This is a genomic window from Rhizobium sp. CIAT894, assembly GCF_000172795.2.
In the GTDB taxonomy this organism is placed as follows: Bacteria; Pseudomonadota; Alphaproteobacteria; order Rhizobiales; family Rhizobiaceae; genus Rhizobium.
Genome location: NZ_CP020947.1, coordinates 2,253,835 through 2,269,190, shown reverse-complemented (window position 1 = coordinate 2,269,190; position 15,356 = coordinate 2,253,835). Strand labels below are relative to the sequence as shown.

16 protein-coding genes and 2 pseudogenes are annotated in these 15,356 nt (G+C 60.3%); 13 read left to right on the top strand and 5 right to left on the bottom strand.

Annotated elements, in window-relative coordinates:
• Window positions 1-18 precede the first annotated feature (18 nt).
• Window positions 19-633 (bottom strand): GTP cyclohydrolase I FolE, encoded by a 615-nt coding sequence (folE, locus tag RHEC894_RS11240; protein ID WP_085737320.1) that lies wholly within the window; start codon window positions 631-633, stop codon window positions 19-21.
• 309 nt (window positions 634-942) lie between these two features.
• On the opposite strand from folE, the gene RHEC894_RS11235 reads away from it, so the two are divergent.
• The 7 genes and pseudogenes from RHEC894_RS11235 to thrS all read left to right on the top strand — a co-directional run bounded on the left by RHEC894_RS11235 (window position 943) and on the right by thrS (window position 7,236).
• Window positions 943-1,389 carry an iron-sulfur cluster assembly scaffold protein gene (locus RHEC894_RS11235; protein WP_010067392.1) on the top strand — a complete coding sequence of 149 codons (447 nt, stop codon included), beginning with the start codon at window positions 943-945 and terminating at the stop codon, window positions 1,387-1,389.
• A gap of 5 nt (window positions 1,390-1,394) precedes the next feature.
• On the top strand, window positions 1,395-1,808 hold the full coding sequence (yidD, locus tag RHEC894_RS11230) for a membrane protein insertion efficiency factor YidD (protein WP_085737319.1): 414 nt from the start codon (window positions 1,395-1,397) through the stop codon (window positions 1,806-1,808).
• Window positions 1,805-2,332: a DUF1697 domain-containing protein gene (locus tag RHEC894_RS11225; protein ID WP_085737318.1), complete on the top strand. Its 528-nt coding sequence runs from the start codon at window positions 1,805-1,807 to the stop codon at window positions 2,330-2,332. Before yidD ends, RHEC894_RS11225 begins: the two co-directional genes overlap by 4 nt.
• A 156-nt stretch (window positions 2,333-2,488) precedes the next feature.
• A pseudogene (locus RHEC894_RS33900) lies at window positions 2,489-2,964 on the top strand (hypothetical protein); the annotation flags it as partial.
• Window positions 2,944-3,075, top strand: a pseudogene (locus RHEC894_RS33895) (hypothetical protein); the annotation flags it as partial. The pseudogenes RHEC894_RS33900 and RHEC894_RS33895, both read left to right, overlap by 21 nt.
• A 120-nt stretch (window positions 3,076-3,195) precedes the next feature.
• Window positions 3,196-5,088: an SEL1-like repeat protein gene (locus RHEC894_RS11220; protein WP_245339518.1), complete on the top strand. Its 1,893-nt coding sequence runs from the start codon at window positions 3,196-3,198 to the stop codon at window positions 5,086-5,088.
• Window positions 5,089-5,229: 141 nt separating this feature from the next.
• The gene (gene thrS / locus RHEC894_RS11215; protein WP_085737317.1) at window positions 5,230-7,236 is read left to right on the top strand and encodes a threonine--tRNA ligase; all 2,007 of its coding nucleotides are present in this window, start codon (window positions 5,230-5,232) and stop codon (window positions 7,234-7,236) included.
• 143 nt (window positions 7,237-7,379) lie between these two features.
• On the opposite strand, the gene RHEC894_RS11210 is transcribed toward thrS, so the two are convergent.
• The gene (locus RHEC894_RS11210) at window positions 7,380-8,480 is read right to left on the bottom strand and encodes a hypothetical protein (RefSeq protein WP_085737316.1); all 1,101 of its coding nucleotides are present in this window, start codon (window positions 8,478-8,480) and stop codon (window positions 7,380-7,382) included.
• Window positions 8,481-8,593: 113 nt separating this feature from the next.
• On the opposite strand from RHEC894_RS11210, the gene RHEC894_RS11205 reads away from it, so the two are divergent.
• From RHEC894_RS11205 to RHEC894_RS11185, 5 genes are all read left to right on the top strand, one after another.
• Window positions 8,594-9,178, top strand: a complete 585-nt coding sequence (locus RHEC894_RS11205; protein WP_085738943.1) for a nitroreductase — start codon at window positions 8,594-8,596, stop codon at window positions 9,176-9,178.
• Window positions 9,178-9,789 carry a flavin reductase family protein gene (locus tag RHEC894_RS11200; RefSeq protein ID WP_085737315.1) on the top strand — a complete coding sequence of 204 codons (612 nt, stop codon included), beginning with the start codon at window positions 9,178-9,180 and terminating at the stop codon, window positions 9,787-9,789. The genes RHEC894_RS11205 and RHEC894_RS11200 overlap by 1 nt, the downstream gene beginning before the upstream one ends.
• Window positions 9,790-9,897: 108 nt before the next feature.
• Window positions 9,898-11,040: a DUF2336 domain-containing protein gene (locus RHEC894_RS11195; protein ID WP_085737314.1), complete on the top strand. Its 1,143-nt coding sequence runs from the start codon at window positions 9,898-9,900 to the stop codon at window positions 11,038-11,040.
• A 74-nt stretch (window positions 11,041-11,114) separates the two neighbouring features.
• Complete coding sequence (locus tag RHEC894_RS11190; RefSeq protein WP_085737313.1) at window positions 11,115-11,423, top strand: type II toxin-antitoxin system RelB/DinJ family antitoxin; 309 nt, start codon at window positions 11,115-11,117, stop codon at window positions 11,421-11,423.
• Window positions 11,420-11,713, top strand: a complete 294-nt coding sequence (locus RHEC894_RS11185) for a type II toxin-antitoxin system mRNA interferase toxin, RelE/StbE family (RefSeq protein ID WP_085737312.1) — start codon at window positions 11,420-11,422, stop codon at window positions 11,711-11,713. Before RHEC894_RS11190 ends, RHEC894_RS11185 begins: the two co-directional genes overlap by 4 nt.
• 35 nt (window positions 11,714-11,748) lie before the next feature.
• Here RHEC894_RS11185 and RHEC894_RS11180 read toward each other — a convergent pair whose 3' ends face one another.
• Entirely contained in the window at window positions 11,749-12,180 is a 432-nt protein-coding gene (locus RHEC894_RS11180; protein ID WP_010065220.1) for a hypothetical protein, read from the bottom strand.
• Between the two features lie 128 nt (window positions 12,181-12,308).
• Between RHEC894_RS11180 and RHEC894_RS11175 the strand changes: the two genes are divergently transcribed.
• Window positions 12,309-12,767: a GNAT family N-acetyltransferase gene (locus RHEC894_RS11175; RefSeq protein WP_085737311.1), complete on the top strand. Its 459-nt coding sequence runs from the start codon at window positions 12,309-12,311 to the stop codon at window positions 12,765-12,767.
• Window positions 12,768-12,785: 18 nt separating this feature from the next.
• Here the strand turns inward: RHEC894_RS11175 and RHEC894_RS11170 are convergent, their stop codons facing one another.
• Both RHEC894_RS11170 and RHEC894_RS11165 read right to left on the bottom strand, forming a co-directional pair.
• On the bottom strand, window positions 12,786-14,003 hold the full coding sequence (locus RHEC894_RS11170) for an AI-2E family transporter (protein ID WP_085737310.1): 1,218 nt from the start codon (window positions 14,001-14,003) through the stop codon (window positions 12,786-12,788).
• A 115-nt stretch (window positions 14,004-14,118) separates the two neighbouring features.
• A complete protein-coding gene (locus RHEC894_RS11165) occupies window positions 14,119-15,258 on the bottom strand; it encodes an esterase-like activity of phytase family protein (RefSeq protein ID WP_085738942.1) in 1,140 nt (379 codons plus the stop codon).
• Window positions 15,259-15,356: the final 98 nt, after the last annotated feature.

Below are 15,356 nucleotides of genomic sequence, written 5' to 3'. Positions count from 1 at the left end.
CTCCTGAGGGAGCCGGTATCAGCGGCTCCGCACCATGGTCATGAAACGGGCCTGATCGGCCGGCTCGGTCTTGAACGTACCCGTAAACGTCGTCGTCAGCGTGGTCGAGCCCTGCTTCTGAACGCCGCGCATCGCCATGCACATGTGTTCGGCCTCGATCATCACTGCGACACCGCGCGGATTCAGCGTATCGTCGATGGCCCGGGCGATTTGCGCGGTCATCGTTTCCTGCGTCTGCAGGCGGCGGCCGTAGATCTCGACGACACGGGCTATCTTCGACAGGCCGAGCACACGCCCGTCCGGCATATAGGCAACGTGGGCCTTGCCGATGATCGGCACCATGTGGTGTTCGCAATGCGAGAAGAACGGAATATCCCTGACGAGGACCATGTCATCGTAGCCGGCGACCTCTTCGAAGGTGCGGCCAAGCACGTCTTCGGGCGCCATGTCGTAGCCGGAAAACAGCTCGCGGTACGATTTGACGACACGGGCCGGCGTTTCGATGAGGCCTTCGCGCGCCGGGTTGTCACCGGCCCAGCGCAGCAGGACGCGAACGGCTTCTTCGGCCTCCTGCTGGGAGGGGCGGTCGGAGTCGCGGTTCGTCTGCGGAAAGTTTTTTACGATGGCGTCCATGAACAATGGTCTCCTGGTCCGCACCGCGGACCGATCTGTCGGAATCGCCACTGGTCAATCCCATGCGGGAATTCATGCACCTTTGGCAGGCTCCGGGGCTTTCAGGGCGTATTCAACACCCGTCCGGCACGGTTTCCCAATCAAACTTACACGAGGCCATTGCATTTTCATGGCCTTCGAACGACATACATATAGGAATACGGCCATCGTATGTAAGTATCCTCAGATGACACGGTGTGTTTTTTGTTTCAATAACAATAACAGCCTTATTGAGGCCGATCCGCAGCGATTTTGGAGCGGAAATCCAACATGGACGACATCTATAACAGCAAGATCCTCGAATTCGCCGGCAATATTCCGTTGACCGGCACGCTTGATGAGGCCGATGCGAGCGCCCAGGCCTATTCGAAACTTTGCGGCTCGAAGGTCAGGATCTGGCTGAAAATGGACGGCGATATCGTGACCGGCTTTGCCCATGAGGTGAAGGCCTGCGCGCTCGGCCAGGCCTCGTCCTCGATCATGGCGCGCCATGTCGTCGGCGCCACATCGGGCGAATTGCGCCGGGCACGCGAGGACATGCTTGCCATGCTGAAAGCGGATGGGGCAGGGCCGGAGGGACGGTTCGAAGACATGCGTTATCTGCTGCCGGTGCGGGACTACAAGGCCCGCCATGCCTCGACGATGCTGACCTTCGATGCCGTCGTCGATGCGATCGGGCAGATCGAGGCGAAACGGGCGGAAGTTGTCGAGGCGTAACTGAGATGTGCGAGTTCTGCGCTCTGCAGGCAGGCGATGAGGACGACGGCGGTGCCGCCGGACCGGAAAAGTCGCGTAAAAAACCCGCACGCGCCTCCCGCAATTATACCGGTCCCTTCCGTAAGTCCCCCGACCGACTGCTCGGCATGGGGTTCATTCGCCTCTATCAGCTGACGCTTTCCGGATTTGTCGGCAATTCCTGCCGCCATATCCCGACCTGCTCCGAATATGGCTACGAGTCGATCGCCCGCCACGGCCTGTGGGCCGGCGGCTGGATGACGCTGTTTCGCGTCGGCCGCTGCGGCCCGGGCGGCACCAGCGGCCTCGATCAGGTGCCGGAAATGCTCGGCGAAGACTTCCACTGGTGGACGCCGTGGCGTTATCTCGCCCTCGGACGCGAGAGAGGGGAAGCACCATGAGCCTGTTCGTCGCCCTTCTGCACAGCATTGTCCTGACGCGCGACCGCCGCGTCATTATGGAGGATCTGCGCGCGCTTGCCGAAGAACTCGGTTATCGCGAACCGCGCACGTTGGTTTCAACAGGCAATCTCGTGTTCGAAGCCGATGAAATGCGACCGCACGAACTCGAGGTCGCGCTGGAAGAGGGATTCGAAGAAAAATTCGGCAAACATGTCGATATCATCGTGCGCAGCGATTGCACCTGGATGGCACTTTGCAGCACCAATCCTTTCAAGGACGGCAGCGGCGATCAGGTCATCGTCCGGGTTATGCGCCTGCCGGTCGATCCGGAAAAGGTAGAAGCGCTGAAGCCGCTGATGACCGAAGGACAGCGCATCGCCGTCGTCGGCGGCGACCTCTGGATCGATTTCGCCGGCAAGCCGAGCCAGTCCAAGCTGCTTTCCGCGCTGACGACCAAGCGCCTCGGCGTCGGCACGATGCGCAACTGGAACACGGTGTGCGGCCTTGCCGAAATGGTCATATAGTCGGCTTATTCCCTACAACGGCGGGAAATGATGCCCGATAGATGCAGGGAAAACACGTCTTCAAAACCTTTCATCATCGAAGAAAAATGTACTTGCAGTTGAATAATTGACGGATATCACTGTATTTCCTGCTATGGTTTTGAAACATTCTCCCAGATGAAGCTATTTAACTCTCTCGCGATCGCGTCACTTTTTCTGACTGTCTCCATTGTCAATTCTCCCGCAACTGCCGCAAACGCAGCTACCTCCGCATCGGAGGCCAACTGCCGCCATCTGGCGCGTGATGACGTAGATATCAACAATCTCGCTTACTGGCGGGATGCGCTTGCCGCTTGCGAAGCCTATTTGGAGGCAGAACCAAGCTCCATCGACGCCCGTTACTTCTGGCTCGCCAGCAAGTTCAATCTTCAGCAATATGAGCCGGCACTTGCCGGATTCGAGGAATTGGCTGCCCAGGGGCACGCCCCCTCCATGGATTATCTGGCGGCGGCATCTGCTTACGGTTTCGGACGTGAGCGCGATTTCAATACCGCGCTGTCCTGGCTGCGAAAGGCAAGAGAAGCAAACGATCCGCGCTCGGCCGATTATCTCGGAGAAATGTATAAGCTGGGATGGGGCGTTTCGCAGGACTTCGTCATGGCGCGCTCCTATTTCGAACTTGCAGAACGACTGGGCTATATTCCGGCAAGAGATCGCTTTCCTGGATGTATCTGGATGGGATCGGGGTTTCGGTCGACGCCGAGCGGGCTTTTGAATTGCTTTCAGCTGCAGCACAAAAGGGTGATGAGAGGGCGACAACGGACATCGCATTTCTTTACACAAGAGGTATTGGAACGGAAAATAACACCGAACGCGCTGTTACCATGCTGGACGATCTGGTGCGGAAAGGCTCCGCCGATGGGATGACGACCCTCGCTCGATTTTATCTGAAAGATGGGGACAAGGGGCAGAAAAGGACGGCCCTCGATCTCCTCGAGAAAGCCGTGGCGCTTGGCGACGGCAGCGCGATGAGGACGCTGGCAGACGTTTACATCGCGGGCAAGGAAACGGAGCGAGACTTCGCCAAGGCAGAGGCCCTGCTGGATCAGGCAATTACGCAAGGGATAGTCGCTGCCTATCGCGGCAAGGCTTGGCTTTTCTTGAATATGCCCGATCCGCGCTATGACCAAGCCATGTACTGGATGAAAGAAGCCGCCTCTCGCGGAGATGCCCGTGCCATGGCGGATGTGGGCAGCATATATGAGCAGGGTAAAGGTGTGCCGGCAGACGAGGGCGAAGCCCGCATCTGGTATGAAAAATCTGCCGAACTCGGAGATTCAAGCGGCGCCCGACATTTCGGCCAATCGCTCTATATGGGAACGGGTGGTCCTCGCGACGTCGAAAACGGCGTTAAGTGGCTCGAGAAGTCGGCTGCTTCGGGCGACACCTATGCCATGCGGGTCCTTGCCTACGGTTATGAAAACGGCAGCGGTCTTCCAAAGGATGCGGTGAAAGCTTTCGAATGGTTCCAGAAGGCGGCCGACGAAGGAGATGAGGACGCATATCTTGAAGTCGCGGACCGCTCCTATGACGGTACGGGTACGACTGCCGACGCCAAAAAATCCTTTGCCTGGTATTTCAAGGCCGCCGAAAGTGGTTCGGCCAAGGCCCAGTATTGTGTCGGGCTTATGTATGAAAGAGGCGAAGGTACTGCTCAGGATTCGAGAGAAGCCGTGCACTGGTTAAAGGCCGCTGCGGAGAACGGATATATCGAGGCCTTCGCCGAGCTTGGCGAAATGTACGCCAATGATGCCAATCTGCCACGGAACGACGGCAAGTCGATCGACTATCTGGAAAAAGGCGCGGCCGCTGATAACGCCACGGCGATGATCCTGCTCGGCATCAAATATGAGGATGGCGATGGGGTCGTTCGCGACTATGCGAAAGCGATCGAGTGGTACGAAGCCGCGGCGAACAAGAAATCTGCCGACGCGATGTACAGGCTCGGGACTCTCTATCGAGGAGCGGATGGAAACCTGAAGGATTTCGGCAAGGCTCTGGAATGGCTGACGAAGGCCGGAGCCTATGGAAATGCAAAAGCCCAATACTCCCTGGGCGATATGTACGAATATGGGCAAGGCGTGCCCATTGATCGCTCCAAGGCGCTCAGCTGGTTCATGATGGCGGCCTTCAAGCAATATCCTGAAGCGATGAACGCCGTCGGCTATTATTACCAGAATGGCATTGGCACCAAAGAGGACCAGACCATCGCCCGCAACTGGTTTCAGAAGGCGGCCGATGCGGGATCTGCGGCAGGCGCTCTTAATCTTGCGTGGTATTACGAGAACGGCAAGGATCAAGATCAAGCTATCGCATTCCAATATTACAAGAAATCCGCCGAGCTGAATTCGGCCGGCGGCATGTTCGCGCTCGGGCGTTTCTACGACGATGGCCTCGGAATTGCTGTCAACCGGCAAGAAGCCATCAAATGGTATCTCCGAGCCGCTGACGCGGGGTACCGAAGAGCCGCCTATCGACTTGCCTATGCTTACGATGCGACCTTCAGCTCCGATAATGCGGCCGAGAACATCCTTCTCGCGATCCAGCAGGGCGACAGGCAGATTACCGATGAGTTGAAGGTGTTTTCGCCTTTCACCCGCACGGCGCTAAAGAGGAGCCTGTCACGGCGCGGCCTTTACGATGGGTCTATCGACGATGAAATCGATCAACCCTTGAAATCGGCTCTCAAGAGCTATGCGGGAAGCTATGGCGGATAGGTGCGGTGTTTCGTTTCGCCTCGCTTCTCCTTTACTAGCGCCGCAAATCTGAGTATCAGGCGGCGGTGCATCCAAAGAATGGAGGCGCTTCCATTTCAACCACCCGCATTCGTTGGCGGGACTGGACAAGGAGAAATTTCGATGTCTGACGCCATTTCCCTGACATTTCCCGATGGTTCCGTACGCAGCTTTCCGGCTGGCGCGACCGGCAGGGATGTCGCCGAATCCATTTCCAAGTCGCTCGCCAAGAGCGCGGTTGCCATTGCGATCGATGGTACCGTGCAAGACCTTTCCGATGCCGTCACCGATGGCAAGATCGAGATCATTACCCGTAAGGACGGCCGTGCGCTGGAACTCATCCGCCATGACGCCGCACACGTGATGGCCGAAGCCGTGCAGGAGCTTTGGCCCGGCACGCAGGTGACGATCGGTCCCGTGATCGAGAACGGCTTCTATTACGATTTTGCCAAGAACGAGCCTTTCACCCCCGACGATCTGCCCAAGATCGAAAAGAAGATGAAGGAGATCATTGCCCGCAATGCGCCCTTCACCAAGCAGATCTGGTCGCGCGAAAAGGCCAAGGACGTGTTTGCCGCCAAGGGGGAACAGTACAAGGTCGAACTCGTCGATGCTATTCCCGAAGGGCAGGATCTGAAGATCTACAATCAGGGCGAATGGTTCGACCTTTGCCGCGGCCCGCACATGGCTTCGACCGGCCAGGTCGGCACCGCCTTCAAGCTGATGAAGGTGGCCGGCGCCTACTGGCGCGGCGACAGCAACAACGCCATGCTGTCGCGCATCTACGGCACTGCATGGGCCGACCAGGCCGATCTCGACAATTATCTGCATATGCTGGCAGAGGCCGAAAAACGTGACCACCGCAAGCTCGGCCGCGAAATGGACCTGTTCCATTTCCAGGAGGAGGGCCCAGGTGTGGTCTTCTGGCATGGCAAGGGCTGGCGCATCTTCCAGACGCTCGTTGCCTATATGCGCCGTCGGCTCGCCGTCGATTATGAAGAAGTCAACGCGCCGCAGGTGCTCGACACCTCGCTCTGGGAAACCTCGGGTCACTGGGGCTGGTATCAGGAAAACATGTTCGCCGTGAAATCGGCGCATGCGATGACGCATTCGGAAGACAAGGAAGCTGATAATCGCGTCTTCGCGCTGAAGCCGATGAACTGCCCCGGCCACGTGCAGATCTTCAAGCATGGCCTGAAGTCCTATCGCGAACTGCCGATCCGGCTGGCGGAATTCGGTCTGGTGCATCGCTACGAGCCTTCGGGTGCGTTGCATGGCCTGATGCGCGTGCGCGGCTTCACGCAGGACGACGCGCACATCTTCTGCACGGACGAGCAGATGGCGGCCGAATGCCTGAAGATCAACGACCTGATCCTGTCGGTCTATGAAGACTTCGGATTCAAGGAAATCGTCGTCAAGCTTTCGACCCGTCCGGAAAAGCGTGTCGGCTCCGACGCGCTCTGGGACCGTGCGGAAGCCGTCATGACCGATGTGCTGAAGACGATCGAGGCGCAGTCCGAAGGCCGCATCAAGACCGGCATTCTGCCGGGCGAAGGTGCCTTCTACGGGCCGAAGTTCGAGTATACGCTCAAGGATGCGATCGGTCGCGAATGGCAGTGCGGCACGACGCAGGTCGATTTCAACCTGCCGGAACGCTTCGGCGCCTTCTACATCGACAGCAACTCCGAAAAGACGCAGCCGGTGATGATCCATCGCGCCATCTGCGGCTCGATGGAGCGTTTCCTCGGGATCCTGATCGAGAACTTCGCCGGCCATATGCCGCTCTGGGTCTCGCCGCTGCAGGTGGTGGTCGCGACGATCACCTCGGAAGCCGACGCCTACGGGCTTGAGGTGGCCGAGGCGCTGCGCGATGCCGGCCTCAACGTCGAGACCGATTTCCGCAACGAGAAGATCAACTACAAGGTCCGCGAACACTCGGTCACCAAGGTTCCGGTCATCATCGTCTGCGGCAGGAAGGAGGCCGAGGAGCGCACGGTCAACATCCGCCGTCTCGGCAGCCAGGAGCAGGTTTCGATGGGGCTCGACGCCGCCGTCGAGAGCCTGACCATCGAGGCGACACCGCCAGACCTCCGCCGCAGGGCCGAAGCAAAGAAAGCCAAGGTGGCCTGAAAACCGCCGGGCTCCGACAGCGCCGGCTCGGCGCTGTCGGAAATCCAATCGACAATCGTAATGTCGTTGAGAAGACGAAATTGGTCATCCCCAGCGGCGGCGAAGCGCACTTCTCCAAATAGACCGAAACCGCTTAGGCTAAATCAATCGAGGCTGGTGTCCTCGCCGCCCTGCGGCGCGAGTTGTTCGTAGGAGGGCAGCGGTGCCACCGGCGCCGGCTGCACGCCTGGCGGCGGCGGTGTTCCCACAGGCACCTGCTGCACAGTGCGGGCCGCGTCGTTCACCGGCGGCTGCGGCTGCTGGTCCTTCATCAGAACCTCGACATCGGTATTCCTGCCGGCAACGACGGTGAAGTCGCGCTGATAGATCTTGTCCTTGTTGCGGGCCACGGCGGAATAACCGCCTTCAGCCAGGACCATGGTCGGGAAGGCGCTGACGCTTTCGCCGACGCTGTCGCCGGCCGCCGTCAGGATCGACCATGCCGTATCGGCAATCGCCTCGCCGCCGGCATCGGAGACCAGCTTGAAGGTGACCTGTGCGGCGCGATGCTGGATCGTCGCCTCTGTCAGCTTGCCGGCTTCGACCTGGATGTCGGCGCGGATGACGGCGTTGACGCTGCCATATTCGGAAACGATGTGATAGGTGCCGGCATTGAGCCGGACGACAGTGTTCGGCGAGACATCGGCCATGACGAGGCCGCGCTCGCCATCCTCGCGCACCTCGGAGGAATAGATCGAGAAGCTCAACTGGTCTGGGCGGATGCGGGCATCGGTGCCGGAGACGGCATTGAGCAGCAGGCCGCCGGCATCGAGCACCATCACCTGCTTGCCGACCTCGCCGTCGGCGGGCACGGTCAGTTTCTTGGTGACGCCGGCGCGGCCGAAGGAGACATTGACGAAATAATCGCCCGGGGCGAGCTGGAAGGCGGCGGGGCCGCCTTTGGCGCTGGCGATCAACGGCAGCTTGCCGTCGGTGCCGGCGATCGGGCTGAAGACATACCAGGAAAGGCCATCCTCGACAGGCGCGCTGTCGGCCGTCAGCTTGGCTTCCATTGCGACGTCGCGCAGCTTGGCCCCTTCGGGTGCCGTGCCGGGTGCGATGAAGGCGTTCAGCTTCGGCATCTTCGAGCTCGAATCGAGCTGTTTGAAATCCTTGAAGGCATCCTGCGCGCCGGCGCCGAGGGGCATCAAGACCATCAAGGCGATGGCGAGGCCGGTGCGTGCAAGAGGCGAAATGCCAAACATCTGTTTCGTCAACCGATTGACTTCTGAAATCGCAAAGGCCACTTCAAGACCAACGCGATGGCAAATTCAAGACCCGCCCTTTGCAGCAGCAGAAAAATGAGAGTTTCTCCCGCATGAAATCCGATATCAAGCTGATCGACTATCTCGCCGTGCGCCGTTCCATCCCGGCTTTCCAGATGTGCGAACCTGGCCCGGAGAGAGCCGAGATCGAGGAAATCCTGAGGCTTGCCTCGCGTGTTCCCGATCACGGCAAGATCGCGCCCTGGCGCTTCATCGTCTATCGCGGACAGCAGCGCGCCCACATTGGCGAGGAGCTTCTGAAGCTGGCGCTCGAGACAAAGCCCGAGCTTTCCGAGGAGATGATCCAGGTCGAGCGCGCCCGTTTCACCCGCGCGCCTGTCGTCGTCGCCGTCGTCAGCAAGGCGGGGCCGCATATCAAGATCCCGGAATGGGAGCAGATGATGTCGGCCGGCGCGCTTTGCCTCAACGTCATCCTGGCTGCCAATGCCAGCGGTTATGTCGCCAACTGGCTGACGGAGTGGTTTGCCTATGACGAGCGCGCCTATCCGCTGCTCGGCGTCGGGACGGATGAAAAAGTGGCGGGCTTCATCCATATCGGCTCGACGACATTTCCGGCAATCGAACGGCCGAGGCCGGAGCTTGCCGATACCGTGACCTGGGTCGGCGGAGAGGATTGATGTTCTATTCCACCGACAGCAACCGGCATGGGCTGGCGCATGATCCGTTCAAGGCGATCGTGTCGCCGCGCCCGATCGGCTGGATCGGCAGCAAAGGAGGGGACGGCTCGATCAATCTGGCGCCCTATTCCTTCTTCAATGCCGTTTCCGACCGGCCGAAGCTGGTGATGTTTTCCTCCAGCGGCCGTAAGGACAGCCAGCGCAATGCGGCCGAAACCGGCGCTTTCACCTGCAGTTTCGTCAGCCGCAATCTCGCCGAGAAGATGAACCTTTCCTCGGCGGCGCTGCCCTATGGCGACAGTGAATTCGACTTCGCCGGCCTGACGCCGAAGCAGGCCGAACTCGTGGACGCGCCCTATGTCGGCGAAGCCTTCGCGGTGCTCGAATGCAAAGTGACCGAGATCATCGAACCGAAGACATTGTCGGGCCAACCGTCCGAAAATGTCTTCGTCTTCGGTGAAGTGGTCGGCATTCACCTCGACGAGGCGATTGTCCGGGACGGACGCATCGACATGTCGCTTGCCCGGCCCGTCGCGCGTCTCGGCTATATGGATTACAGCGAAACCAGCGAGGTCTTCGAAATGTTTCGGCCGAGGTCGCAGCAAGGTTGAGCCGAACGGGCAAGGCGTACAAAGGCTTAAGAAACATGGTGAACCAATCTTAAACCTTTTGCCGCTAAGGTCGCAGCATTGAATGAAGCGCGAGGGAATCGCGTTCAAGTGCTGGGGCGTCGCGTGATCGTAGAAGCTTTCCTTCGTTGGATCGAAACTGCCAAGACCGGCGACCGGGCCCGGGCCGCAAACGCGCTCGGGCGGGCCTATCTGCAGTCCGAGATGACAGGGGATGAGCGGGCGGCGGCCGAGATGGCGATGACCTTTCTGCTCGACGATCCGTCACCGCGCGTGCGGCTGGCGCTCGCCGAGGCGATCGCCTGGTCGCCGGATGCACCGCGTAGCCTGGTTCTTTCGCTCGCCGAGGATCAGCCTGAAGTCGCCTGCCACGCCGTCACCTGTTCACCGCTTCTGAACGATGCCGATCTGGTCGATCTTGCCGCGCGCGGCAACGGCGCCACCCGTATGCTGATCGCGGCGAGGGCGCATGTGACGCGCCCGGTTTCGGCCGCACTTGCCGAGGTCGGTGACGAGGAAGAACTGCTCTGCCTGCTCGAGAATGACGGCGCCGTGATCCCCAGCCAGTCCCTGAAACGGATCGCCGAGCGGCTCGGCGATTGCTGCGACATCCGCAACCTGCTTCTCGACCGCAGCGATCTTCCCGCCGATGCCCGGCAACTGCTCACCCAGCATGTCAGCAATGCGCTGGTCGGGCTGCCGCTCGCGCAGGCGGCGATCGGCTTGCAGCGGCTTCAGCGCATCAGCCGCGAGGCGACCGAGGCAGCCATCGTTTCGATTGCCGGCGACATCGCGCCGCGCGAGATACCCGACCTCGTCCAGCATCTGCGCGTCAACGGCCGGCTGACACCGTCCTTCCTGATGCATGCGCTCTGCGCCGGCAAAGTGGATTTCTTTGCCGGGGCGATCGTCGATCTCACAGGCTGCGGCGAGCGCCGGGCGCGTTCGATCCTGGCAACAGGCCGCATGCATGCGGTGCGCGCCCTCTACGAATCGGCCGGCTTGCCGAGAGACATCAGCATCATCTTCGTCGACGCGACGATGCTGTGGCGCGACGCCGCCAGAAAAGCCCCGGGCAGCGTGACCGGCACGATCTGCGGCCGTCTTCTCGAAAAATTCCGCCATTACGAGGCGCATGGCGCCGTCGGCGAACTGCTCGACATGGTGGAAAAGCTTGGTGTCGCCGAACAACGGCAATCGGCCCGCGTCTATGCGGCGCTTGCGGCGGCCTAACTTGAGCTGATGCCATTTTCACTGGCGCTTGTCATTCAATTGCATTACAATAACCGGCGTTCATGGAGGCTGTCATGGTATCAAACGCACTTGTCCAAACGCGCATAGATGCGGCGGTCAAGGACCGCGCCACGGCTGTTCTGGAAAATATGGGGCTGACTGTATCGGACGTCGTGCGCATTCTGCTCACCCGCACCGCCAATGAAGGAGCTCTTCCGCTGGAGCTCATCTCCAACAGCGAAGCCTACGATGTATGGTTTCGAAGCAAGGTGCTCGAGGCTCTTAACGATACGCGACCGGATATTGATGATGACGAGGTCGAGGCTAGCTTTGAGAAGCGACGGGCAACGGCTCTTCGAAAGAGTCAGGTGACCGGATCGTGAGGCTTGTCTGGGCAAGACATGCCCTATCCGACCGAGACAATATTTTCGCTTACATTGAAGCCGAAAATCCAAGCGCTGCCGTTCACGTCGATCAGAAAATCGCTCTTACTGTCCGGCGGCTCGTCGATTTCCCAGAGAGCGGAAGGCAGGGACGAATCGCAGGCATACGTGAACTGGTAATCCCAAACACGCCTTACATAGCCGCCTACATTGTGCTCGAAGACAGGATACGCATCCTTCGTGTCCTCCATGGCGCTCAAATCTGGCCTGAGGACATTTCTACCGAATAGAGCGCCACGGCGCGAAAGTGGAAAGACCAGGGAGGTCAGTCGTTCAGCCGCGTCACCACCCAGGAATAGCTGGCGGATACGAAGTGTACCGGTTTGGAGAGCGTCTCCTTGACGCTTTTGCCCGACGGAATATGCGCGCGGACCTGGCCGGCAATATTTTCAGCAAAGCTGGCAAACGTTCCAACCGGCTCTTCGGCAGCCTCGGGTGCGGCGGTGGCGATTTCGGGCGCGGACGTGGGCAAGGGCGCAGGCTTCGGCGGTTCGGCGGCAGCGAGGGCTTTCGGCGCTTCGCACACGGCGATCACCGAGGGGTAATTGACGTTGGCATAGGCCTTCAGACGGCGTTCGGCCTCGGCATCGCAGGCGGCAACCGTTTCCCAGTGCTTGTCGACCGTCGCGACATAATTGCATTGGCTGACGGAATCGTCGCAACCGAGAATGGTCATCGCGATCAGCACCGCTTGCATATTTTGCCTCCTTGGCTATTGAGCATGTCATCGCCTTAGACGGCGCAATTCCAACCGAATGAAGGCAAGAGCATTAACTCTTCGTCATGTCAGGCAAAAATTGAGTCTCGCAAGCATTGGGAGCCCGCATGTCCGTGACCATCGCCCTGGAGCCGCCTCGTCAGGACGGCGTCGTCCGCCTTCTCGATCTTTCCGATGCCTATGCAGGGTCGCTCTATCCCGCCGAGAGCAACCATCTGGTCGACCTCTCCTTGCTCGAGAAGCCTTCGGTCAGCTTCCTGGTCGCGCGCAACGGCGATGCGATCGTCGGCTGCTGCGCGCTGGTCGAGGCCGGCGACGGCACGGCGGAGATCAAGCGGATGTTCGTCGATCCCGAGGCGAGGGGGCTCAAGATCGCCAGCGGCCTGATGAATGCGCTTGAAACGATCGCTGGGGAAAAGCGGCTGACGGCGATCCGGCTCGAAACCGGGATCTACCAGCCCGAGGCTATCGCTCTCTACCGCAAATACGGTTACCAGGACATCGAAGCCTTCGGCGCTTATCTGCCGGATCCGCTCAGCCTGTTCATGGAAAAACGGCTGGGATGACGGTTTACGAAGGCCGGTTCAGCCTTCAGCGATACGGGGAAGCGTTTTCGGCGTTCCGGGCGACGGCGGCTGCGCCTGTTCGTCGATAAGGATCTGCGGTCCCGCCTCGCTCTTGTCGGCATTGCGGGCCTCGTGGATCCATTCGCGCCAGATGGCGACGATCAGCGCCATCAGCACCGGGCCGATGAAGAGACCGAGGAAACCCATCGTCTTGACGCCGCCGACGAGGCCGAAAAAAGTCGGCAGGAAGGGCAGCTTGATCGGCCCGCCGACGAGCTTCGGCCGCAGCGTCTTGTCGACGATGAAGAGTTCGACCGTACCCCAGACGAAGAGACCGATGCCGGCGACATGTGAGCCGCTCGCCAGCAGATAGACCGAGACCAGCGTGAAGGAGAGCGGTGCGCCGCCCGGGATCAGCGCCATCACGCCTGTGAGCACGCCGAGCGTCACCGGCGACGGCACGCCGGCGATCCAGTATGCGAGGCCGAGCACGATGCCTTCGCCGATCGCAATCAGCGTCATGCCCATGACGGTGGAGCTGATCGTTGCCGGCACGACGCGGGAAATGCGCTCCCAGCGGTTCGGCAGAATGCGCTCGCCCAGCATATCGATCTGCTTGGAGAAGGAAAGACCATCGCGATAGACGAAGAACAGCGCGATCAGCATGAAGAGCAGCGTCAGCAGGAGATGGAAGGCGCCACCGCCGGCGGCAAGCACGGCACGGTAGATGTTGCCGATATTGGCGCCGCTGACGGCCTGGATGACCTCGCCGAGAGCGCCGGGGCTGCCGATATATTTGGTCCAGACCTCATCGAGATAGGCGCCCGCCCAGGGCAGCGCGACGATCCAGTCGGGTGTCGGGGCGCCGGCGCGGTTGGCATGGATTGTCCAGGCAACCCAGTTGCGCACTTCACCCGTCGTATAGGTGACCGCCAGCCCGATCGGGATGACCAGGAAGGTGATGATCATGATGATGGCGATAGTCGCGGCGATCGTCGTATTGCCGCCGACGCGGGCAAGAAGCTTGCGGTAGAGCGGCCAGCTGGCGAAGCCGATGACGAGAGCCGCAAGCACCGGTACGAGGAAACCGTAGAAGAAGTAGACGCCGGCCGCGACGATCAGAACCAGCAGCCAGCGTGCCGCCGAGATGGAGGGTATCAGCGGCGTGCGTGTCGGCGCCGACGATCCGAGCCATCGCGGTTCATGATTGCTTTTCTGACGGTCGAATACACCCACGCGCGCCTCTTCTTTTTCTTGTACTCTGGTTATGGGCCATCACCCCCGCGGTTTCAAGGTGCGCACCGTGAAAGCGTATACAAAGCGTCGCTATTCGGCCGTCAGAGACAATGTCTTACTGCTGCGGACGCCTGAGAAGCTTGAAGGCGTAGAATTGCGTCTTCTGAGCGGCCGAGAAATTGTTGTCCGAACCAAGAATGAGAACGTCGCTGCCATCCTTGGCCCTGCCCAAGGACATCGCCTCGATATTGTCGGGGACCAGGCCGATCGCCCTCAGATCGAGGATCTGGCTCTTGCGGGCGGGGACGACGTGCTGGTCGTTTTTGGCAAGGGAAGCGATCGCCGAGACATCGGTGGCATCGGTCAGATCCATCATCATGATCTTGATGGTGTTGCCGAAGCCTTGCGCATAGCTACGCTCGACAGCGAGCAGGCGGTGATCGTCAAGCGCAAGCATTTCAGACATGCCGTTGTCATTGCCGCCGTCGGGTTTGGTGGCGGGCTGCGGGATCGGCGACACCGGATAGACATATTGAGCCTTCGGCTCGCCGGTGGCGCCGTCGTAGCGGATGATGCGCGACAGGCTGCCCGTGGTCAGCGAGGGGTTGGGGCCGTCCTGAAAGAGTGCAGCCTCGACCCCGACGAAAACATCGCCGGAGGGCGCGACAGCGAGATCCTCGAAGGCGAGGTTGTCGCGGATGCCGGTCGACCTATCGGCGGTCGGCGCAAAGCCTTCCGGCAGCTTGAATTCGCGCACGAACGAACCATCCGGTGCAGCGACCCGGATGAAGGGCGGCAGCAGCGCTTTGCCATCGCCTTCGCTGCCCCAATAGATGCCGTCCTTGCCGAGGCGGATCGATTCCGGATCGACGGTCCTGGCGGCGAAGGGCTCGCCGTTCTTATCCTTCAGCGTGACCTGTTTGACGACCGAAACACCCTTGAGACCCGCCGCATCGACATCGACGTCGAGTTCATAGAAGCGGGCCGGGGCTCTTTCCGAGCGGTCGTCGCTGATGGCGATATAGTGGCCGGTGGCGGCATCGAAATCGAGGCCTGATATGCCGCCGAATTCGACGCCGTTTTCCATGTGGCCGCTCGGGATGACGAATTCACCGAGATAGCAGAGCGAAATGCCGGCGGCGCAATCGCCGAAGGGGCAGGCGGTCTCGAAGGTGGCGCCGATGTCGGTGGCGCTGGCGGCGACGGTGCTGGACAGGAGAACGAAAGCGGCAGTCGTGAGAAAACGCTTGGTCATGACAAAATCCGGCAAAGGGTTGAAAACGGTCGAACCGGCGCGGGCGCTTCTCCCGGAGGAGGCCGCACGCCGACCGCTTCATGCGCCGGTTGTTTAAC